Origin of the sequence: Streptomyces sp. NPDC006385, assembly GCF_040612485.1 — a bacterium.
Taxonomy (GTDB): Bacteria; Actinomycetota; Actinomycetes; order Streptomycetales; family Streptomycetaceae; genus Streptomyces.
On sequence record NZ_JBEXQG010000017.1, the window covers coordinates 1 to 20,512 of the forward strand.

Here is a 20,512-nt window from a genome sequence, read left to right on the forward strand (position 1 = left end):
GCGAGGACTCACCCCTGCCGGAAACCGACCAGGATGTAGCGGACCTGGTGTTCCGACTGCTGCCGGTGTGAGCGGCAAGATCGCCCCGGTCGTCGAGCTGAGCTGTCCGCGGAGCGAGGCGGCCGAGGCGATCCGGTGCGTGGAGGTGGCGTACGCCCGCGCGAAGGTCGTCGTCACCGTGTGACACGCCGGCGCGGGCCGACCGGGGCTACTCCTTCTTCGCGAACTCCCTCGCCGTCTGTCCCTGGAAGTCGAAGACCACGACCTGCTCGTCGCCCAGGACCCAGGCGTCGTGTCCGGGCGAGACGACGAAGACGTCTCCGGGGCCGACTTCGCTCTCACCGCCGTCGTCCATGCGGATGCGCATACGGCCTTGGACGACGTAGCCGTTGTGGTGCATCTGACAGGTGTCGGTACCCGCGATCGGGGCCACGGACTCGGTCCAGCGCCAGCCGGGCTCGAAGGTCGCCACGGCGAAGTCGAGGTCCGTCATGTGGACGGCTTCCATGTGGCCGCGGGGGAAATCACGCCGCTCGTCCGGCTTGTCGAGCGTCTTCACTTCCAACATGACGCGCTCCCTTCCGGCCGCCGTCAACCGCGGCCGGGGCCGGTCTCCCCGGCGGCCCTGGGCACCGCCGTAGTAGGCGGCCGGTCCTCTACCACTCCATCCTCCGCCGGTCCACCGGAGGCCGCCATTCGGGGAACGTCCGCTCAGACCCGGTTCCCGCAGAGCTCGGCGAAGCGCCCGGCGTCGACGTTGCCCCCGGAGATGATCACGCCGACCCGGCGCGGCAGCGGGCCCGCCCGGCCGGTGAGCAGGGCGGCCAGCGGGGTCGCTCCGCTGGGCTCGACGACGATCTTCAGGCGTTCGAAGGCGAACCGCATCGCGTCGCGGATCTCGTCATCGCCGACCAGCGCGATCTCGTCGACCAGCCGCCGGTTGACGGAGAAGGTGAGCTCGCCGGGGGTGGGCAGGGCCTGGCCGTCGGCGATGGTGCGCGGCACCGGGATGCTGACGCGCCGCCCCGCCTCCAGGGATCGCTTGGTGTCGTCCCCGGCCTCCGGCTCGACGCCGGTCACCCGGGCACCGGGACGCAGGCCCTTGACCGCGGTGGCGCTGCCCGCGATCAGCCCACCACCGCCGACCGGCACGACGAGCTGCTCCAACTCGCCCACTTCTTCGAGGAGTTCGAGGGCGGCGGTGCCCTGCCCGGCCATGACGTGCGGATGCTCGTAGGGCGGGATGAGGGCGAGGCCGCGCTCGGCGGCCAGGGCCTCACCGATCGCGACACGGTCGCCGCTGTAGCGGTCGTAGGTGACGATCTCCGCGCCGTAGCCGAGGGTCGCGTCCCGCTTGGACGGCGGGGCGTCCTCGGGCATGACGATCACCGCGCTGGTGCCGAGCTCCCGGGCGGCCAGGGCGACGGCCTGGGCGTGGTTCCCGGACGAGTAGGCGGCGATGCCCCGGGCCAGTTGCTCCGGGTCGAGCCGGGAGGCGGCGTTGTAGGCGCCGCGGAACTTGAAGGCGCCGACGCGCTGGAAGTTCTCGCACTTGAGGAAGACCTCGGCGCCGACGAGTTCGTCGAGCGTGCGCGAGCGCAGCACCGGCGTGCGGTGCGCCACGCCCTTGAGGCGCGCGGCGGCATCGCGGACGTCGTCGAGGGTGATCGGCGGGGTGGCGGTCGTCACGCGTGTCCTCCAGGGGGTGTCTCGTCGCTCACGGCTGTGTCCGTGGTCGCGTCGGCCTCGGCGCGCGCCTGTGACAGGTAGCTGTAGGCGGAGGCGCGGGAGATGCCGAGTCGTGCCGCGACCTGTTCGATCGCGCGCCGCACGGCGAACACGCCCCGGGCGTCCAGGCCGCGGAACAGCTCCAGTCGCTGGGCGCGGTCGAGGGCGGCCCAGCTGCCGTTCCGCCGGAGCCGGTGGGCGTCGAGGATGGCGTCGACGACGGAGTCGATGTCGTTGCCGAAGGCGGTGACCGGCACATCGGCCGGGGTGCCGCCGACACCGGCCAGGGCGCCGAGCAGGGCGTGGGCTTCGCCGACCGCGGTGACGTCCAGGTTGACGCAGAGCGCGCCGAACACGGTGCCCGTGGAGTCCCGCAGCACCATCGTGGACGCCTTGACCAGCTTGCCGTCCCGGGTCCGGGTGACGTAGTTCAGTTCGTCCCCCGCCTCGTCGCCGCGCGCGACGATCCGCATGCCGATCTCGCTCATCGCCCCGCCCACGGCCCGCCCGGTGACCGAACCGGCCACGGCGACCACGGACTTCTCCGGCCGCCGGTAGTCGTGCAGGACGACCTCGCACATCGGCCCGAACGTCGCCACGAGGCCGTCGACGACCGGCCTCAGCGCGGCGACGATCGCGTCCCGCTCGGATTCCAGGGCCTGCTCGTCCGCCACCACGCATCCCGTCCGCTTCGGACCCGGCCTGATCCACCGGGCCACTTCTAGACTACATGTCCAGAGTCTGTACGAACAGTCCAACAGTACGGACAGCCCGACAGGCAACGCGAACTCATCACCGAAGACCGCGGCACGAATCTTGACGGGCGCGACGATGTTACCGGTAACATCCAGCGCATGACGTTGCCGTCGACACCCACGCGCCCACGGGTCTTCAGCCCCGCCGCCGTGGTCGCCTCCTGCGCGGGCTTCGTGCTCATGGGCGCCCTCCAGGCCCTGTACGGTCCGGCGATCCCCGCCTTCCGCGAGGAGTTCGGCCTGTCCCCGTCGGCCGCGGGCCTCGGGCTGAGCGCGCACTTCGTCGGCGGCGTGGCCGGCGTGCTGCTGTTCGACCGGCTCTACGGCCAGGTCGGCAACCGGCGGATCCTCGGCGCCTCTTATCTGCTGATGGCCGTCGGCGCGGCCGGCTTCGCGCTCGCGCCGGACTGGCCCACCGCCCTGGCCATGGCCCTGCTGGCCGGCCTCGGCTTCGGCGGTGTCGACTACGGCCTCAACCAGCTGTTCGCCGTCGGTTTCGGGCACCGCTCGACGGCCATGCTGAACATCCTCAACGCCCACTTCGGCATCGGCGCGATCCTCAGTCCCGCTCTGATCGGCGCGGTCGGCTCCGCGCACTACCCCGCGGTCTTCCTGGGCTTGGCGCTGGCCAATCTGCCGCTGCTGCTGTGCCTGCGCGGCGTGAGCGACCGGGCGCCGCAGCCCTCCGGGACGCCCGCCGAGTCGTACGGCGGCCAGGTCCTCGCCCGCAGCCTCGGCTCCGTACTCGCCGTGTTCGTCACCCTGTACGTCCTGCACGTCGGCATCGAGGCCGGCGTCGGCGGCTGGGAACCGACCCATCTGGAGACCGTCGGCTACGGCGCCGGATTCGCCGCCACCGCCACCTCCGTCTACTGGCTGATGATGACCGTCGGCCGCTTCCTGGTCGCCCCGATCGCACTGCGTTTCTCCGCCCAGGCCATCATCGCGGTCTCGTGCGCGGGGATGACGGTGTGTCTGCTGCTCGCCACGGTTCCGGCACTGGCTCCGTACGCGTACGCCTGTGTCGGCCTGTTCATCGCGCCGATCTTCCCGACCGGGCTGCCCTGGCTCAACCGGGCGGCCCCGCGGGCTCGCCGAGCGGGAGCGGTGGTCATCGCCGCGTCCATGGCCGGCGGCGTGGTGGCGGGACCGGCGCTGGGCAAGGCCATCGAGTGGTCCGGCGTCCGCAGTGTCCCGCTCCTGCTGGGCGCCGTCTCGGCCCTGTGCCTGGCGGCGACCCTCTGGCTGATCCGCGCCACCCGGCCCCGCTGACCCGCGTCCCCGCACCTCCGAACCGAAGGGAAGTCCCCGTATGTCCGCTCTGACGACGTCCGCCGACGGTTTCCTGCTGCACGGCGAGCCGTTCCGGATCATCTCCGGCGCGATGCACTACTTCCGGATCCATCCCGACCAGTGGGCCGACCGGCTGCGCAAGGCACGCCTGATGGGGCTCAACGCGGTGGAGACGTACGTGCCCTGGAACCTCCACCAGCCCGACCCCGACGGCCCCCTCGTCCTCGACGGCTTCCTCGACCTGCCCCGCTATCTGAGCCTCGCCCGCGACGAGGGCCTGCACGTCCTGCTGCGCCCGGGTCCGTTCATCTGCGCCGAGTGGGACGACGGCGGCCTGCCCTCCTGGCTCATCGCGGACCCCGACATCCGGCTGCGCTCCAGCGACCCGCGCTTCACCCGGATCATCGACCGCTACCTCGACGTCCTGCTGCCCCCGCTGCTGCCGTACATGGCCGCGGCGGGCGGCCCGGTGATCGCCGTCCAAGTGGAGAACGAGTACGGCGCCTACGGCGACGACACCGCCTATCTCAAGCACCTCGAACAGGCATTCAGGAGCAGGGGCGTGGAGGAACTCCTCTTCACCTGCGACCAGGCCAACCCCGCGCACCTGGCCGCCGGCAGCCTTCCCGGGGTGCTGGCGACCGGCACCTTCGGCAGCCGGGTCGACCAGCATCTGGCCGAACTGCGCGCGCACCGGCCCGAAGGTCCGCTGATGTGCGCCGAGTTCTGGATCGGCTGGTTCGACCACTGGGGCGGGCCCCACCACGTACGGGACGCGGCCGACGCCGCCGCCGACCTGGATCGCCTGCTCGCCGCGGGTGCCTCGGTCAACATCTACATGTTCCACGGCGGCACCAACTTCGGCTTCACCAACGGCGCCAACCACAAGCACGCCTACGAGCCCACCGTCACGTCGTACGACTACGACGCCGCCCTCACCGAGTGCGGCGACCCCGGCCCCAAGTACCACGCCTTCCGCGAGGTCATCGCCCGCCACGCGCCGGTCCCGGACGAGCCGGCGCCCGCGCCCGCCCGCAAACTCCCGCCCCTGACCGTCGAGTTGGACCGCAGGGCGCCACTCCTCCCCCACGCGCACGCCCTCGCCGAGCCGGTCCGCACGCAGGATCCGGCGACGATGAACGAGCTGGGCCTGCACGTCGGTTACGCCCTCTACCGCTCGGCCTTCGAGGCGGCGGGCGACGGTCTGCTGCACTTCGCGGGCGGGGTCGGCGACCGGGCCCAGGTCTTCGTCGACGGCGCTCCCGTCGGCGTACTGGAACGCGAACGGCACGACGAGACCCTCCCCGTCCGCGTGCCACGCCCCGGCGCCACGCTGGAGGTACTGGTCGAGAACATGGGCGGCGTCAATTACGGCCCCCGCATCGGCGCCCCCAAGGGCCTGCTCGGGCCCGTCACCTTCGACGGCACCGCCCTGCACGGCTGGGACTGCCACCCCCTGGCCCTGGACGACCTGGACGCCGTGCCGTTCGCCCCGTCCGACGCGTCCACGGCCGCCGAACCCGCCTTCCACCACGGCACCTTCCAGGTGGACACCCCGGCCGACACCTTCCTCGCCCTGCCCGGCTGGACCAAGGGCCAGGCATGGATCAACGGCTTCCACCTCGGCCGCTACTGGAACCGCGGCCCGCAGCGCACCCTCTACGTCCCCGCGCCGATCCTGCGCCCCGGCACCAACGACCTGGTCCTGCTGGAACTGCACGCCACCACCGGCACGCGCGCCCAGCTCACCGACACCGCCGACCTCGGCCCGGAGATCGACTGATGGCCCACCCGCACCGGCTGCGTGTCCCCGCGCCCGCCGCTCCCCCGCTCACCGGCCACCTCCCCTTCACCGACGCCCCCGGCGTGCCCGATCCGATCGAGGTCACCAGCCGCCGGCTCACCCGCGGGGGCCGCCCCTGGTTCCCCGTCTCCGGCGAGTTCCACTACTCCCGCTACCCCGAGGGCGAGTGGGAGGAGGAGCTGCTGAAGATGAAGGCGGGCGGGGTGACCGCCGTCGCCAGTTACGTCATCTGGATCCACCACGAGGAGATCGAGGGCCGCGTCCGCTTCGACGGCAACCGCGACCTGCGCCGCTTCGCCCAGCTGTGCGCCCGCCACGGCCTGGACTTCATCCCCCGTATCGGCCCCTGGTCGCATGCGGAGGTACGGGGCGGCGGCCTGCCCGACTGGCTCCTGGCCCGCGACTGCGTGCCGCGCACCGACGACCCCGGGTACCTGGAGCCGGTACGCGTCTGGTTCACGGCCATCGCCGGGCAACTGCGCGGACTGGACCGCGGCCATGGCGGCCCGATCATCGCGATCCAGATCGAGAACGAGCTCTACGACCAGCCCGGCCACCTGCTGACGCTGAAGCGGATGGCCCAGGAAGTGGGACTGAGCGCCCCCTTGTGGACGTCGACCGCGTGGGGCGGGGTGCGGCTCCCGCCCGACGAGCTCCTTCCCCTGTACGGCGGCTACCCCGAGGCGTTCTGGACGGAGGCGGACGGCGGCTGGCCCGACACCTGCCGCAAGCACTTCTTCTTCACCCACCAGCGCGACGACGAGGGCATCGGCGCCGACCTGCGGCCGACCACCGTCCGCGGCGGCGACCCGGACGCCCTCGCGGACCGATTCCCCTGGGCCACCTGCGAGTTGGGCAGCGGCATGGCGGTGGCCTACCACCGGCGGCCGCGCCTCCACGCCGCCGACATCGGCGCGCTCGGGCTCACGAAGATCGGCTGTGGCTCGGTGTGGCAGGGCTACTACATGTTCCACGGCGGCACCAATCCGCTCGGAGAGCGCTCGACCCTCCAGGAGTCCCACGCCACCGCCTATCCGAACGACCTGCCCGTCCTGACGTACGACTTCCAGGCACCGCTCGGCGAGTACGGCCAGTACCGGCCCTCGTACCACGAACTCCGCCTCCAGCACCTGTTGCTGGCGGACTTCGGTCATCTGCTCGCCGCCATGGAGTCGGTGCTCCCGGAGCGCCTCCCCGAGGGCCAGCACGACCGGGACACCCTGCGGTGGGCCGTTCGCGGCGACGGTGCCTCGGGCTTCCTGTTCGTCACCAACCACCAGCCCCACGAACCGCTGCCGGACCACCCGGACACCTCCTTCAGGGTCGCGTTCCCGGGCGGGGCAAGGGACTTGACGCTGCCGAGTTCTCCGGTGACCGTGCCCGCGGGCGCCTACTTCTGCTGGCCGTTGCGGCTCGATGTGGCGGGTGTGCGGCTGGAGTGGGCGACCGCGCAGCCGGTGTGCACCGTCGACGCGGGCGGCCGTACGGTCCTGGTGCTCGCCGCCACCGACGGCATCGCGCCCGAACTCGCCCTGGACGCCGACACGGTGGCGTCGGTCGGCGTGCCGTCCGGGGACCTCGCCGAGATCGACGGCCGGGTCCTGGTGACGGGACTGCGGCCCGGCACGGACGCGCTGGTCGAGGTGGAGGCGGTGGACGGCGGGCGGGTCGGGCTGCTGGTGCTGGACGCGGCAACGGCTCGTACCGTCTACCGGGGTGCGGCGTGGGGTGCCGAGCGGCTGGTGCTGTGCGGGGACGGGGTCGTCTTCGACGGCGACGAGCTGCGGGTGCACAGTGCCGCCGCCCGTCCGTCGTTCGCCGTGCTGCCCGCGCCGGAGCACGCGCCGGTCGTGGCCGGGGAGACGGTGGCCGGCGAGGCGGACGGGGTGTTCACCCGCTACAGCTTCGGGGTGGGCGGCGGTGAGGCTGTCGAAGCGCCGGTCGCCCTGGTCCGGCCCGCGGGTCCGGCACCCGAACCCACGACCGGCGTGCTGGGGCGGGCGAGCGTGCCGGCGGACAAGTACTTCGACACGGTGGCCGCCGAGTACCGCGTCGACGTACCGGAGCATCTCCCGGAGGGTGCCGTCCTGCGGCTGTGGTGGAGCGGGGACGTGGGGCGGGCGTACGTGGGAGACGCCCTGGTCGCCGACCAGTTCTTCGCGGGGCGGGTCTGGGACATCGGCCGGCTCCCGGCGGGAGCGGCAGTGCGGGTGAAGGTGCTGCCACTGCACACCGATGCCCGGGTCCACGTGCCGCCGGACGCGGACGACGCCGCCCGGACGGCTGCCGTGACGCGGGCCGAGTGGGTCACCGGCCGTATCTGGGCGGTTCGGTCGGCCTGAGGCGGCGCACCGCGGGGTTCCGCCCCATGGCCCTGCCTATGCTGGGGCGTGCCGGGGCGGGACACCACCGCCGTGCCGACATCGAGGAAACAGCCACCATGACCGCAAGCCCCGCCGACGGCTCCGCTCCGAGGGGGCGCAGCAGACGGAACTTCGCGGGCTCGCGTCCCGTGATGGACGACGTGGCCCGGCTGGCCGGTGTCTCCAAGCAGACCGTCTCCCGGGTCCTCAACGACCATCCGTCGGTGCGGGCCGAGACCCGCGAGAGGGTCCTGACCGCCATGCGCACCCTCGGCTACCGCCCGAGCCGCAGCGCCCGGTCGCTGGCCAGCGGGCGGACCCGGATGCTGGGCGTGATCTCCTTCGACGCCGCCCGCTACGGGCCCGCCGCCATCCTCACCGCGATCAACACGGCGGCCCAGGAGGCCGGTTACCTGCTGAGCTCGATCGCCCTGGACACGGCCGAGCCCGACACGGTGGTCGAGGCGGTGAACCGGCTGTCGGCCGAGGGCGCGGACGGCGTGATCGCCATCGCCCCGCAGCTGTGGGTGGGCAAGGCCCTGGCGGACACCCGGCTCGACACCCCGCTGGTCGTGCTGGAGAACGGCCTGAACGCCGACACCCAGCAGGTCACCGGCGACTCCCGGACCGGCGCCCGCAAGGCCACCGAGCATCTGCTGGGCCTGGGTCACCGCACCGTGTGGCACATCGCGGGCCCGACCGGCTGGACCTCCGCCGACCACCGGCTGGGGGCCTGGCAGGCCACTCTGGAGGCGGCCGGCGCCGAGGTCCCGGACCCGCTCATCGGCGACTGGAGCGCCGGCTCCGGCTACGAGCTGGGCCGCCGCCTGGCCCGGCGCCCGGACGTCACGGCCGTGTTCGCGTCCAACGACCAGATGGCGCTCGGCCTGCTGCACGCCCTGCACGAGGCCGGCCGCTCGGTCCCCGACGACGTGAGCGTGGTCGGCTACGACGACATCCCCGAGGCCGCGCACTTCCTTCCCCCGCTGACCACCGTACGGACGGACTTCGCCGAGATCGGCACACGGTCGCTGCGCCTGCTGCTGGACCGGCTCGACGGGCCCGCCGAGCCGCCCCGCGTGGACTCACTGGTCCCGGTCGACCTCGTGATCCGCCGCAGCAGCGGCCCGGCGCCCGCAGTCTGAGGCTCCTCCCCTGGCCCGGCCCTCGGAGCGGCGGGGTGGGCGCCGGGTACGCGGTCGCATGCGGGCACCGAAGGCGCAACAGACGGGCGGACGACCCTGCTCCGTGCCGCGCTCGACGGTTCCGGTCGCCGAACGCCCTACGGGCGAGCTGAAACTCAAGGAGCCGACGTTCAGGGAACGTCGGCCGCCGAGTGTTTCACCGGGCCGCCGAACGTCCCAGTGCGGTGAGCCGGCAGCCCGTCGGCCGAGGCGGCGCCCCGTCAGCCGGTCCCGTCGCTCGCCGCCCGCTCCCAGGCCGCGTCTCGCAGCAGGCGCAGCCCGTTCAGGCCGACGAGGACCGTGGAGCCCTCGTGGCCGGCGACGCCGAGCGGCAGCGGCAGGGTGCCGACCAGGTCCCAGGTGACGAGGCCGGCGATGAACACCCCGGCGATGACGAGGTTCTGCACGACCAGCTTCCGGGCCCGGCGGGACAAGGCCACGGTGGTGGGGACGGCGGCGAGTTCGTCGCGGACGATCACCGCGTCGGCGGTCTCCAGGGCCAGGTCGGAGCCCGCCCGGCCCATGGCGACGCCGATGTGCGCGGCGGCCAGGGCGGGCGCGTCGTTGACGCCGTCCCCGACGACCATGACTTTGCGGCCCGCGTCCTCCAGCTCCTTGACCGCGGCCATCTTGTCCTGCGGCAGCAGCCCGGCGCGCACGTCCTCGATGCCGGCCTCGGCGGCCAGGTGGGCGGCGGCACGGGGGTTGTCGCCGGTGAGCAGGACCGGAGCGGTGCCGGTGAGGGTCATGAGGGCGGTGACGGTGGCGGCGGCGTCGGGGCGCAGCCGGTCCGCGATGCCGAGCATTCCGGCGGGGGTGCCGTCGACGACCACGAGGACGGCGGTCCGGCCGGACTGTTCGAGTTCCTCGGCCAGTGCGGCGACCGGGCCGGCGGCGGCGTCGTCGAGCAGGCGGGCCGGGGCGCCCACCTCGACCGTACGGCCGTCGACGACGGCCTTCACTCCGACGCCGGGCGCGGAGGAGAAGTCCTGCGCGGTGGGCAGGTCGAGGTGGCGCTCGCGTGCCGCGTCCACGACGGCGCGGGCCAGCGGGTGTTCGCTGGGGTGCTCGGCGGCCGCGGCGAGCGTCAGCAGCTCGTCCTCGGCCGGGCCGCGTCCGGGCAGCGGCCGTACGTCGGTGACGCACGGCGTGCCCTCGGTGAGCGTGCCGGTCTTGTCCAGTGCGACGGCGTCGACCTGGCCGAGGCGTTCCATCACCACGGCCGACTTCACCAGCACACCGTGCCGGCCGGCGTTGGCGATGGCCGACAGCAGGGGCGGCATGGTGGCCAGGACCACCGCGCACGGCGAGGCCACGATCATGAAGGTCATGGCGCGCAGCAGGGCCTCGGAGAACGCTTCTCCGAAGGCCAGCGGGACGCCGAACACGGCGAGCGTCGCGGCCACCATGCCCAGCGAGTAGCGCTGTTCGACCTTCTCGATGAACAGCTGGGTGGGTGCCTTGGTCTCGGACGCCTCCTCCACCATGCGGACGATCCGGGCGATCACGGAGTCGGAGGCGTCGCGTTCGACCCGGACGCGCAGCGCGCCGGTGCCGTTGAGCGTGCCCGCGAACACCTCGTCACCCGGCGCCTTGGCCGCGGGGAGCGGCTCTCCGGTGATGCTCGCCTGGTCCACCTCGCTGCTGCCGTCCAGCACGCGGCCGTCGGCTCCGACGCGTTCGCCGGGGCGTACGAGGATGGTGTCGCCGACCGTCAACTCCTCGACGGCCACGGCTTGTTCGGTGCCGTCCGGGGCGAGGCGGGTGGCCGTGGCGGGGGCGAGGTCGAGCAGGCCGCGCACCGAGTCGGCGGTGCGGGCGGTGGCGAGCGCCTCCAGGGCCCCCGAGGTCGCGAAGATGACGATCAGCAGGGCGCCGTCCATCACCTGCCCGATCGAGGCGGCGCCGAGCGCGGCGACGACCATCAGCAGATCGACGTCGAGGGTCTTGTCCTTGAGTGCCTTGAGCCCCTCCCATCCCGGTTCCCAGCCGCCCGTGGCGTAGGACAGCGCGTACAGCGGGCCCCACGTCCAGGCGGGTGCTCCGGCGAGTTGCAGCGGCAGGGCGAGCAGGAACAGCGCGGTGGCCGCGACGGCCCAGCGGACCTCCGGCAGCGCGAGGAGCCGGGTGCGCCTGCGGGGCGCGGTCCCGGAACGTGCGGGCGCGGCTTGGCCGGCCGGCGGCCGGGTGAGCGTGGAAGTCATGCCCCGCACGATACAGGAATGGATGAAGACTCATTCATGTCTTCATGCCGGAGGTTCCGGGTGACCCTTTCATGACCCCACTTCATGACTCCACGTCGGGTTCCGCGTCAGGCGCCGGCTCGCACGGCTCCCCACCGCCGCGCCCGGCGGCTGCCCACCGCCCTGCACACGAGGTAGATCGCGAAGGAGATCGTGGTGACGTACGGGCTGATGGGGACACTGCTGCCCAGGGCCAGCAGGATCCCGCCCTCGATGGCGGTCACCGCGAAGGCCACGCTCAGGACGGGCAGCAGCACCGGTGAGGCCGTGACCCGGGCCGCGGCGGCCGCGGGCGTCACGACGAGGGTGAGGACCAGCAGCGCGCCGACGATCTGGACGGACAGCGCGACCGCGAGACCGAGCACGATCATGAACGCGAACGACAGCGCGTGGACCGGCACGCCCCGCGCCTCCGCCACCTCGGGGTCGGCGCTGGCGAAGGCGAGCGGCCGCCACATGACGGCCAGCGCCACGAGCACCACGGCCGACGTGCCGAGCAGCCAGGACATCTGCGGGGTGTCGACGGCGACGATCTGCCCGGTGAGGATGCCGAACTTGTTCGCCGCCCGGCCTTTGTACAGGGCCAGGAAGAGCACGCCGAGGCCCAGGCCGAACGGCATGACGGCACCGATCACCGAGTTGCGGTCCCGGGCACGCGACCCGAGCAGGCCGATCGCCCCTGCCGCGATCAGCGACCCGACGATCGAGCCGGCCACGATGTTCACGTCCAGCAACAGCGCGCCCGAGGCACCGGCGAACGACAGCTCGCTGATCCCGTGCACCGCGAACGGCAGGTCCCGCATGATGACGAAGACCCCCACCAGACCGCCCACCAGGCCGAGCGCGGCGCCGGCGACGAGGGAGTTGCGGACCAGGGCGAGCAGTTCGCCGTAGTTGTCGAAGTTGAAGATCTGGTGCCAGATCCCCTCGGCGATGGTCATGGTCGTACTCCAGGCGGTGGTTCGGGGTGATGCGGCGGCCGGGCCACCTCGTCGGGCACGCCCACGACGGTGATCCGGTCCCGGACGCGGACCACGTCGACCCGGGTGCCGTACAGCTGCGTGAGCGCCTCGGAGGTCAGCACCTCGTCGGGTGGGCCGACCCGGAATCCGCCGCGGGCGAGGTACAGCACGCGGTCGACCAGTCCCAGTACGGGGTTGATCTCGTGGGTCACGAAGACCACGGCGGTGCCGTGGGAACGGCGGCGGGCGTCCACCAGTTCCGTCACGGCCCGCTGATGGTGCAGGTCGAGGGAGAGCAGCGGCTCGTCGCACAGCAGGATCCGCGGGTCGGTCGCCAGCGCCTGTCCGATGCGTACGCGCTGCCGCTCCCCGCCGGAGAGCAGTCCGACCGGGACGTCCGCGTATCCGGCGGCCCCGACCGAGGCGAGGATCCGCTCCACGCGGCGGTGTACGGCGCCCGTGCGCAGCCGGGGTCCGAAGCCGTGTCCGTCGATGCCGAAGCGGACCAGGTCCCGGGCGCGCAGCATCGCGTGCGTGGACAGCGTTCCCTGCTGCGGGACATAGCCGATGTGCCGGCTGCCCTTGCCGGGCGGGCCACCCAGGACCGTCAACGAACCGGCGGACAGCGGGCGCTGACCGAGCAGAGCGCGTACGAAGCTGGTCTTGCCCGATCCGTTGGGCCCGAGCACGGCCAGGAACTCACCCGGCCGCACGTCGAGATCGAGGCCCTGCCACAGCACGCGTTCGCCGTAGGAGAGGGCCGCCGCGCGCAGGCTGATCACCGCGGCGTCCGTGCCGTGATCGTCCGTGCAGTCATCGTCCGTGCGGGCGCGGGTCACGGCCGGGCGCCTCACTGGGCGAGCGCGCTCGCGAGCGCGTCGACGTTGGCGGTCATCCAGCCGAGGTAGTCCTTGCCCTTGGGCAGGGTTTCGGTCACGGGGACCACGGGGATCGCGGCGGCCTTCGCCGCCTGCTCGGCCTCCTCGGTCTGGGGGCCGGAGGTCTGCTCGTTGTAGACCAGCGCCTTGACCTTCTTGCCGGTGAACAGCGCCAGCGTGTCCCGCAAGGTCCTCGGGGAGACGTCGTCGCCTTCTTCGATGGCCTCGCTGAAGCCCGCGGGGGTGGCGTTCCTGAGCCCGGCGGCCTCGATCATGTACAGCGGGACCGGCTCGGTGATGGCCACCGCCTCACCGCCGTGGTCGGCCTTGATCCCGGCCTCCTTCCGCTCCAGCGGCTTCAGCTTCGCCTTGAAGTCCTTCGCGTTGGCGGTGAAGCCGGCGGCGTCGCCGGGGTCGGCCTTGCTCAGAGCGGCGGCGATACGGTCGGCGAGCCTGGCCACCGTGGGGAAGTCGTACCAGACATGCTCGTTGAGCTCCCCGCCCGCCGGGGCGGTCCTCCCGGAGACCTTGACCGCGTTGATCACCTCGGGGGACGCGTCGCCGCTCTTCATCATGCGGTCGACGAAGTCGTCGTAGCCGCCGCCGTTCTCGATGACGACCTTGGCCTTGGACAGCGCCAACCGGTTCTGCGTGCTGGCCTCGTAGGAGTGCGGGTCCTGGTCGGGGTCGCTGATGATCGACGTGACCCGCACCTTCTGGCCGCCTATCCGCTCGGCGATGTCGCCGTAGACGTTCGTCGAGGCCACGACCGGGACGGCGGACGCCGCGGCGGGGCCCCGCGCGGCGTCGGAGCCGCTTGTGTCCGACGAACTGCCGCAGCCGGCAAGGGAGACGAGGCAGGCGCCGGCGATCAGCGGTATGAGACGTCGGGACGAGTACGCGGGCATGGATCCCTCCGGAACGGGCGAATGGTCCGCCGAGCTCCATCCGTCCCGGCTTCGGGCTCCAAGCTAGATGAAAACGGATGTCGAAAGCGTCTCTCGGCCGTCCTCCAGGGCAACCCTTACCGAGAACTCACCTTCCGCGGTCAGGGCGCGGGGACCTCGTCCAGGAGCTGCGGGCCGTTGTTGCGGACGCTATTGACGGCGGGCGAGACGGGCCGGGCGTCCAGGTGGCCGCCCGCCGGTGGGGTGAGCAGGTCGCGCAGGTCGTCGGTGGTCTGGTGGTGGGGGTCGAGCCAGGCGTCGTAGTGGTCCGGGGTGAGCGCGAGGGGCATCCGGGGGTGGATGCGGCCGGCGGCGTCGGTGGCCTCGGTGGTGATGATCGTGCAGGTCATCAGCCAGGCGGCCGGGTCGTCGGCATCATTGATCTGCGGATCGCGCCAGTACTCGTACAGGCCGGCGAGGGCCATGACCTGTCCGTCCTCCGGGTGGATGAAGTACGGCTGCTTGCGGACCTTGCCCGACTTGGTGTCCTTGACCTCGTCCCACTCGTAGAAGCCGTCGGCCGGCAGCAGGCAGCGGCGTTTGGCGAACGCGCGGCGGAAGGCGGGCTTCTCGTGCACGCTCTCCACCCGCGCGTTGATCAGCCGGGCGCCGATCTTCGGGTCCTTCGCCCATGAGGGCACCAGCCCCCACCGCAGCGGCCGCAGCCTGCGGCGCGCGGGCTCGTCCGCCCCGGTCTCGCGCGGCGCGCGCTCCAGCACGGCGTACACCTCGTCGGTCGGCGCCACGTTCCAGCTCGGCGCCAGGGTCTCTTCCGGATGCCAGTCCGACACCCGGAACAGCTGGGCCAGGTCCTCGGGGCTGCGGGTGGAGGCATAGCGGCCGCACATAGGGCCACTGTGCCACGGCCCGGTCCGGCCCGCCGGTCCTCACCAGCCCGGTGCGTCCGTCAGCGTGCGGGGGGCCAGCAGCGCGCAGGTCTGTCCGCCGTCGGCCCGCCGCACCGCGCCCCTGAACCCGGTCGCGGCGGCGGATGCGCCCGCGCTGCGCTCGTCCTGGGCGCCGCAGCCGGTCGTCAGGGCGAGCGCGGCCACCAGAACGCCGCGCCACCCGCTGCGGATCGCCATCGCGCATCGTTTCCGCTCGCGTCGTCGTGATCCCTGGGCGTGGAGGACCAGGATCGGCGACACACCGACGGGCCGCACGGGAGCGGCACCCACATGGGTGACCGAGGCGGGGGCGAGGCGGGGTGGCCTCAGGTGCGGAGCATGCGCAGGACGGCCCGCTCGGCGAGTCCCCGCGTCGCGGGGACGCCGTCCGCGCCCTCGTCCCCGAGGTGCGGCAGCGCGTCGGCGACCGTCACGCCCTCCTCGTAGAGCTCGATCACTCGCGGGTTGATGTACGAGGCCCGGCAGACCGCCGGCGTGTTCCCGAGGTAGCCGGCCACCTCCCGCACCGCGCGGGCGATGGCACGGCGCCTGGCGGTCTCACTGCGCGCGACACGCTCCGAGACGGCCAGGGCGACGGCGGCCATGACCGTGGCGTGCCAGGTACGGAAGTCCTTGGCGGAGATCTCCCGGCCGGCCACCTCCTTGAGGTACGCGTTGACGTCGTCACCGCTCACCTCGTGCCAGGCGCGCCGCTCCCAGTAGGACAGCAGCCGGTCACCGCCGCCGCGGCGCCGCAGCAGCGCGGTCAGGGTGCGGCAGGCGGCGGGATCGGCGACGGTCCCGGCGATCTCCTTGCCGCCCTTGCCGACGTACGTGAACACGACGGCACCGGCGCGGCAGCGGGAGTGCTCGCGCAGCAGCGTGGTGAGGCCGTAGCTGCTGTTGAGTTCGGTGTAGCGGTCGCTGCCGATGCGGAAGAACCCGAGGTCGAGCAGGCGTACGGCCGTGGCGAGCACCCGTCTGCGGGTCAGCCCGCGGTCGTTCAGGTCCTGCTCGACGACGTCACGGACGGCGGGGAGTGCCTCGGCGACGCCGAGCACGTGGTCGTGTTTGGCCTCTTCCTGCTCGGCACGGAACTGTGGGTGGTAGAGGTACTGGCGGCGTCCGGCGGCGTCGGTGCCCACGGCTTGCAGGTGCCCATTGGCCCGGGTGCAGATCCACACGTCCCGCCAGGCCGGCGGAATGACCAGCCCCCGGATCCGGTCGAGTTCCCGCGGATCGCGCAGGGGTTCCCCTTCCGCGTCGAGGTAACGGAAGCCACGCCCATGGCGCCGACGCCGGTGTCCCGGCTCCGTGGGCCGACTGTGGTAGAGGCGCACCCCAACCCCCTCGCCTTTCGACGCACCGGTGGTGAGCTCTGTCCGGATACCCATGGGCGCGGACGTGAAAGCCACGGTCGCCTGCGGGTACTCGGCGGCCGTACGGCGGTGAAAGGCACCGCCTCACTCCACGGAGGGACGTTCCCATGACTCAGCATGTCCGTGACGTCATGACGGCCGACCCGCTGACCGTCGAACCGCAGACCTCGGTGCAGGCGGTGGCCCGGATGATGCGCGACGAGAACATCGGCGCCGTACTGGTCACCGAGGGCGAGCGGCTGCGCGGGCTGGTCAGCGACCGTGACCTGGTGATACGCGCGGTCGCTGAGGGCGGCGACCCGGACCGTACGACCGTGGCCCAGGCGTGCAGCGAGGACCTCGTCACGGTCGGGCCCGACGACGATCTGATCCGCGCGGTGCAGGTGATGCGCGAGCACTCCGTCCGGCGGGTACCGGTCGTCGACCAGGAGAGTCACCCGGTGGGCATCGTCTCCATCGGTGACCTCGCCATGGAACGGGACCCCGACTCGGCCCTCGGCGACATCAGCGCCGCGCGACCCAACCGGTGACGGGTCACCGCGGGCCCACCGGCCCGGAACCGAGAGGAGGGTGCGTCATGACAAGCCCTGATCCCGAGCCGACACGAACGCCGGGGCTCGAACCGGGAAGCGGGGTACCACCCGGTGAGACCCCACCCGCCGAGGCGGGCGGCACCTCCGCCATCTCCCATCCGCAGCACGAGCTGCGCAGGGGCTGGGGCCCGATGCCGCTCGTCCTGATCATGGCGGTGGTGGCGCTGGTCGCGATCGGGCTGATCGCCATGGCGGTGGCCTTGATCGTCTAGGGCCTGTTGCGAAAGCTTTCGGGCGGTGCGGCGAGAGGGAGTGCAGGAGGAGCTGGGCCGGACATCCGGTCCAGCTCCCGCGTGTCGGCGTGCTCGAGGTGCCGCCGACGCCCGACGGCGTTTCCCGCGGCGGCCTTCGGAAACTCGAACCGGACCACCAGGGGCCGGACAGAGAAACCGGACAGAGAAAGAGGATGAACCGCCGTGACCGCGGAAGCGAAGACGACGACCACCATCCGCCGACCCGAGACGGGCTGGGCCACCGCACGCCGCCTGCGCGGCCAGTGCATACGCACCTACGTGCGCGCGACCGTCGAGGGAGACGAGGCCCAGAAACGTCGGGGGGACGACTGGAACGTCGTACGAGGCGAGGACTGACACCGGAGCAAGCGGAACCACGGCTGCCGGCGGCTCTCACGGTCCGCGCGGCGTGTGGTGGAGGACGAGGAGAGCCACGTCGTCGGTGCGCTGCCAGTTGCTGCCCGCCTTTCCCACGAGGGTGTCGATGAGCCGGTCCAGGTCGTTCGTGTCCGCCTCGGCGAGGTGCTGGGCGAGAGCGTTGATCGAGTCGTCGAGGTCGACTCCGGGTGTCTCGATCAGACCGTCCGTGTAGAGGACGAGCATGAGGCCCGCCGTGAGAGGGATGTCGGTCACGGGATAGACGGCGTCGGGGTCGATGCCCAGGAGCGGCCCGGGCGGCACGTCGACGGGCCGGGTCTCATGCTCGGACAGTCGCCTGACGGGTGGTGGGTGGCCTGCGCTCGCCAGGGACACTCGGCGGGCGGCGAAGTCGACATGGACGTAGAGGCAGCTGGTGAACAGCTCGGTGCCGAGGTCGGTGAGGAGCCGGTTGGTCGCGGCGAGCACCTGGTCCGGGGAGGTGCCGAGGGCCGAGTGGGCGTGGACCGCGGTACGGACCTGTCCCATGAGGGCGGCGGCGGCCGCGTCGTGGCCCTGGACGTCGCCGATGACGGCGGCGACCGCTGTCTCACCGAGCCGGATGAGGTCGTAGAAGTCTCCGCCGATGTCCATGCCGCGGGTGGCCGGCAGATAGCGGGCGGCGACGCGGAGCCCGGGAACCGCGGGGAGGGTGCGCGGGAGCAGCGCCTGCTGGAGGCTGTGGGCGAGGTCGTGCTTGGCGTCGTAGAGGCGGGCCCGGTCGAGGGCCTGGGCGATGAGGCCGGCGAGTGAGGTCATGACCGCGCGTTCCTCGGCCGGGAAGTCATGGGGGCGGTCGTAGGAGAGGATGCAGCAGCCGACGGGCCGGCCGGAGACGATCAGCGGGAGGAAGGCCCATGCCTGCTTGCCGCTGACCAGCGAAGCGGCGGGGTAGGTGCGCCGCATCTCCTCCTGGTTGGCGAAGAACGCGGGGAGGCCGCTGCTGAGCACCTGCCCGGCCGGGGTGAAGGTGGTGTCGAGGGGCAGGCCGTCCAGACGCTCGATGATGTGCGGGGCGTAGCCGCGGTACCCGGTGATCCGCAGCCGCCCGGCGTCGGCGGTGGACAGGACCAGGGACCGGGCGCCGAAGGCGGGCATGATCTGGTCGGCGACCAGGTCGACGACGTCCTGGACGCCGACGACCTCGGTCAGCGCGGCGGCCAGGTGCGTGAGCTGGTAGAGCCGGGCCGCGCGGGACGGGGCGGCGGTGCTCTCGGCGCTGCGAGGTGCCGGTGCGGGCGGGGCCTGCCCACCGCTGGGCACGATGCGGACGCTGATGCCGCTGTCGTCGGGATAGAGGTGGAAGTCCAGCCAGTGGTCCGGCGGGCGGCACGCCGTGAAGGCGACGGGCTCGCGGGTGATCACGGCGGCGCGGTAGCGGTCCTCATAGGTGGGGTCGTCGAGCCAGCGCAGGGACTGCCACGGCAGCGTGCCCAGCAGTTGACCGGCCTCGCGGCCCAGCAGCTCGCAGGCACCGGAGTTCAGATAGGCGAAGCGTCCCTCCAGGTCCAGGGCGCAACTGCCGCCGGGCAGCCGCTCGATGAAGTCCTCGGCGGCCCTCGCCGGACCGGCGGACCGGCGCCCCAGCCCGGCGGCGATCACGCGCGGCCGGACGCCGGGAGCGGGGAGCCGTCCGTTCGCGACGGCTTCCTCGAGCAGCCGGGCCAGGCGTCGGCAGCTGGACGTGATGTTCCCCCGCTCCCGCTGGGTCATGTACGGGGGGCGGGTGGCCGGCCACATCAGCAGCAGCGTTCCCCATCGGCGGACACCGACGACCGGGGCGGCTGCCAGCGCCAGCGGGTACGGCAGTGCCATCGCGGTGCGCGGATAGGAGCGGGCCAGCTCCTCCTGGCTGCCCGCCCACACCAGCCGGTCCTCGCGCACCGCCTCCGCCACCGGCGCCGGGGCCGCCGACGAGACCCGCGCCCACGGCGCCGCGAAGTCGGCCGGCGCCCCGCACAGCACGTCCAGGAACAGCTCCCGCTCGTCCGGGGCGAGGAGGTACAGGGCCCCGATGGACGCGCCCGTCCGGCGCACCGTCTCCGCGAACGCGGCGTCCAGTGCGTCCACGTCCGTCGTCCCATCGCCCGCACTGGTCACGAGACGCCTCCGGCCTGGCAGTGGCGACTCCCGGCTCCCGGAACGTCACACGGAGAGCCTCTGCCGGGTTGCGCGGGACGGCCGCTCCGCTCGCGCCGGCCCACTCCTACGGCGGACGCTACGCCCCTCGGCCGAGGTCGGCACGCCCTGAAGCGGGCGTGCGGTCAAGTCGTCCGGTACGGGTACTCGCCGGGCGGCCCGTGCGCGTCGTTTTCCGCGGGGCCACCCGGGTACCCGGCGACCCTGCGCATGCGGCCGGAGGTACGACCATGGGCGAGGCGAAGGCTCCGCGGCGGGCGGACGTGATCGCGGTGACGCACGGCGCGTTCAACGTCGTGGGCGGGCTGTGGCCGCTGCTGCATCTGCGCAGCTTCGAGTGGGTCTTCGGGCCGAAGAGGGACGACTGGCTGCAGATGACGACGGGCGGACTGCTGGTCTCCGCCGGCTTGGCCCAGCTCCTGGCGGCTCCGGCCCCGGAGGGTGCGGCGCAGGCTCGCCGTATCGGCCTGGGCACCGCCCTCACCTTGCTGGCCGTCGACCTGGTCTACGTACCCAAGCGGCGGATCCGGCCCACCTACCTCCTGGACGCCGTGATGCAGACGGGGTGGATCACCGCCTGGCTGCGCGCCTCCTCCGGTCCGGGATCCGGTCCGGGTGGCACGGGCTGGGCGGGATGCGGCGGCGGCCGATGGACCCGGGGAACGCGTTGCGCGCGGGAAACGCGTTGGGCGCGGCCCGGCAAGTGA

Annotated in this window: 19 protein-coding genes; 8 read left to right on the plus strand and 11 right to left on the minus strand. The window is 72.7% G+C overall.

Going from position 1 to position 20,512, the window contains the following annotated elements:
- Positions 1-208: 208 nt before the first annotated feature.
- From ABZ078_RS15725 to ABZ078_RS15735, 3 genes are all read right to left on the minus strand, one after another.
- Positions 209-568 carry a cupin domain-containing protein gene (locus ABZ078_RS15725; protein ID WP_356575515.1) on the minus strand — a complete coding sequence of 120 codons (360 nt, stop codon included), beginning with the start codon at positions 566-568 and terminating at the stop codon, positions 209-211.
- 143 nt (positions 569-711) lie between these two features.
- Entirely contained in the window at positions 712-1,689 is a 978-nt protein-coding gene (locus ABZ078_RS15730) for a threo-3-hydroxy-L-aspartate ammonia-lyase (protein ID WP_356575516.1), read from the minus strand.
- On the minus strand, positions 1,686-2,402 hold the full coding sequence (locus tag ABZ078_RS15735) for a PAS domain-containing protein (protein WP_356575518.1): 717 nt from the start codon (positions 2,400-2,402) through the stop codon (positions 1,686-1,688). The genes ABZ078_RS15730 and ABZ078_RS15735 overlap by 4 nt, the downstream gene beginning before the upstream one ends.
- A gap of 180 nt (positions 2,403-2,582) precedes the next feature.
- Between ABZ078_RS15735 and ABZ078_RS15740 the strand changes: the two genes are divergently transcribed.
- From ABZ078_RS15740 to ABZ078_RS15755, 4 genes are all read left to right on the plus strand, one after another.
- Complete coding sequence (locus ABZ078_RS15740) at positions 2,583-3,755, plus strand: MFS transporter (protein ID WP_356575520.1); 1,173 nt, start codon at positions 2,583-2,585, stop codon at positions 3,753-3,755.
- A 40-nt stretch (positions 3,756-3,795) separates the two neighbouring features.
- Positions 3,796-5,559 (plus strand): beta-galactosidase family protein, encoded by a 1,764-nt coding sequence (locus ABZ078_RS15745; protein ID WP_356575522.1) that lies wholly within the window; start codon positions 3,796-3,798, stop codon positions 5,557-5,559.
- A complete protein-coding gene (locus ABZ078_RS15750) occupies positions 5,559-7,922 on the plus strand; it encodes a beta-galactosidase (protein WP_356575524.1) in 2,364 nt (787 codons plus the stop codon). Before ABZ078_RS15745 ends, ABZ078_RS15750 begins: the two co-directional genes overlap by 1 nt.
- Positions 7,923-8,020: 98 nt before the next feature.
- A complete protein-coding gene (locus ABZ078_RS15755) occupies positions 8,021-9,088 on the plus strand; it encodes a LacI family DNA-binding transcriptional regulator (protein WP_356575526.1) in 1,068 nt (355 codons plus the stop codon).
- 260 nt (positions 9,089-9,348) lie between these two features.
- Here ABZ078_RS15755 and ABZ078_RS15760 read toward each other — a convergent pair whose 3' ends face one another.
- From ABZ078_RS15760 to ABZ078_RS15790, 7 genes are all read right to left on the minus strand, one after another.
- Positions 9,349-11,331, minus strand: coding sequence for a heavy metal translocating P-type ATPase (locus tag ABZ078_RS15760; protein ID WP_356575528.1), 1,983 nt, complete (start codon positions 11,329-11,331; stop codon positions 9,349-9,351).
- Between the two features lie 107 nt (positions 11,332-11,438).
- The gene (locus ABZ078_RS15765) at positions 11,439-12,311 is read right to left on the minus strand and encodes a metal ABC transporter permease (RefSeq protein WP_356575530.1); all 873 of its coding nucleotides are present in this window, start codon (positions 12,309-12,311) and stop codon (positions 11,439-11,441) included.
- A complete protein-coding gene (locus ABZ078_RS15770; protein WP_356575766.1) occupies positions 12,308-13,114 on the minus strand; it encodes an ATP-binding cassette domain-containing protein in 807 nt (268 codons plus the stop codon). The genes ABZ078_RS15765 and ABZ078_RS15770 overlap by 4 nt, the downstream gene beginning before the upstream one ends.
- Before the next feature lie 68 nt (positions 13,115-13,182).
- Positions 13,183-14,118, minus strand: a complete 936-nt coding sequence (locus tag ABZ078_RS15775) for a zinc ABC transporter substrate-binding protein (RefSeq protein ID WP_356575532.1) — start codon at positions 14,116-14,118, stop codon at positions 13,183-13,185.
- Positions 14,119-14,258: 140 nt separating this feature from the next.
- Positions 14,259-15,005 carry an SOS response-associated peptidase gene (locus ABZ078_RS15780; protein WP_356575534.1) on the minus strand — a complete coding sequence of 249 codons (747 nt, stop codon included), beginning with the start codon at positions 15,003-15,005 and terminating at the stop codon, positions 14,259-14,261.
- Between the two features lie 39 nt (positions 15,006-15,044).
- Entirely contained in the window at positions 15,045-15,242 is a 198-nt protein-coding gene (locus tag ABZ078_RS15785) for a hypothetical protein (RefSeq protein WP_356575536.1), read from the minus strand.
- A gap of 128 nt (positions 15,243-15,370) precedes the next feature.
- The gene (locus ABZ078_RS15790; RefSeq protein ID WP_356575537.1) at positions 15,371-16,384 is read right to left on the minus strand and encodes a DNA topoisomerase IB; all 1,014 of its coding nucleotides are present in this window, start codon (positions 16,382-16,384) and stop codon (positions 15,371-15,373) included.
- A gap of 146 nt (positions 16,385-16,530) precedes the next feature.
- Here ABZ078_RS15790 and ABZ078_RS15795 point away from each other — a divergent pair, with 146 nt between their 5' ends.
- From ABZ078_RS15795 to ABZ078_RS15805, 3 genes are all read left to right on the plus strand, one after another.
- Complete coding sequence (locus ABZ078_RS15795; protein ID WP_356575539.1) at positions 16,531-16,953, plus strand: CBS domain-containing protein; 423 nt, start codon at positions 16,531-16,533, stop codon at positions 16,951-16,953.
- A 47-nt stretch (positions 16,954-17,000) separates the two neighbouring features.
- Positions 17,001-17,228: a DUF6480 family protein gene (locus tag ABZ078_RS15800; RefSeq protein ID WP_356575541.1), complete on the plus strand. Its 228-nt coding sequence runs from the start codon at positions 17,001-17,003 to the stop codon at positions 17,226-17,228.
- Between the two features lie 204 nt (positions 17,229-17,432).
- Positions 17,433-17,606 (plus strand): hypothetical protein, encoded by a 174-nt coding sequence (locus ABZ078_RS15805; RefSeq protein ID WP_356575543.1) that lies wholly within the window; start codon positions 17,433-17,435, stop codon positions 17,604-17,606.
- Between the two features lie 36 nt (positions 17,607-17,642).
- On the opposite strand, the gene ABZ078_RS15810 is transcribed toward ABZ078_RS15805, so the two are convergent.
- On the minus strand, positions 17,643-19,766 hold the full coding sequence (locus tag ABZ078_RS15810; protein ID WP_356575545.1) for a SpoIIE family protein phosphatase: 2,124 nt from the start codon (positions 19,764-19,766) through the stop codon (positions 17,643-17,645).
- A 269-nt stretch (positions 19,767-20,035) separates the two neighbouring features.
- On the opposite strand from ABZ078_RS15810, the gene ABZ078_RS15815 reads away from it, so the two are divergent.
- The gene (locus ABZ078_RS15815) at positions 20,036-20,512 is read left to right on the plus strand and encodes a hypothetical protein (RefSeq protein ID WP_356575547.1); all 477 of its coding nucleotides are present in this window, start codon (positions 20,036-20,038) and stop codon (positions 20,510-20,512) included.

What these genes read in the sequence shown, in the direction of transcription:
- ABZ078_RS15775 (WP_356575532.1), bottom strand. Translation starts at nt 14,118, where the DNA reads ATGCCCGCGTACTCGTCCCGACGTCTCATACCGCTGATCGCCGGCGCC.
- ABZ078_RS15750 (WP_356575524.1), top strand. Translation starts at nt 5,559, where the DNA reads ATGGCCCACCCGCACCGGCTGCGTGTCCCCGCGCCCGCCGCTCCCCCG.
- ABZ078_RS15815 (WP_356575547.1), top strand. Translation starts at nt 20,036, where the DNA reads ATGGGCGAGGCGAAGGCTCCGCGGCGGGCGGACGTGATCGCGGTGACG.
- ABZ078_RS15780 (WP_356575534.1), bottom strand. Translation starts at nt 15,005, where the DNA reads ATGTGCGGCCGCTATGCCTCCACCCGCAGCCCCGAGGACCTGGCCCAG.
- ABZ078_RS15745 (WP_356575522.1), top strand. Translation starts at nt 3,796, where the DNA reads ATGTCCGCTCTGACGACGTCCGCCGACGGTTTCCTGCTGCACGGCGAG.
- ABZ078_RS15740 (WP_356575520.1), top strand. Translation starts at nt 2,583, where the DNA reads ATGACGTTGCCGTCGACACCCACGCGCCCACGGGTCTTCAGCCCCGCC.
- ABZ078_RS15795 (WP_356575539.1), top strand. Translation starts at nt 16,531, where the DNA reads ATGACTCAGCATGTCCGTGACGTCATGACGGCCGACCCGCTGACCGTC.
- ABZ078_RS15785 (WP_356575536.1), bottom strand. Translation starts at nt 15,242, where the DNA reads ATGGCGATCCGCAGCGGGTGGCGCGGCGTTCTGGTGGCCGCGCTCGCC.
- ABZ078_RS15765 (WP_356575530.1), bottom strand. Translation starts at nt 12,311, where the DNA reads ATGACCATCGCCGAGGGGATCTGGCACCAGATCTTCAACTTCGACAAC.
- ABZ078_RS15725 (WP_356575515.1), bottom strand. Translation starts at nt 568, where the DNA reads ATGTTGGAAGTGAAGACGCTCGACAAGCCGGACGAGCGGCGTGATTTC.
- ABZ078_RS15760 (WP_356575528.1), bottom strand. Translation starts at nt 11,331, where the DNA reads ATGACTTCCACGCTCACCCGGCCGCCGGCCGGCCAAGCCGCGCCCGCA.
- ABZ078_RS15755 (WP_356575526.1), top strand. Translation starts at nt 8,021, where the DNA reads ATGACCGCAAGCCCCGCCGACGGCTCCGCTCCGAGGGGGCGCAGCAGA.
- ABZ078_RS15800 (WP_356575541.1), top strand. Translation starts at nt 17,001, where the DNA reads ATGACAAGCCCTGATCCCGAGCCGACACGAACGCCGGGGCTCGAACCG.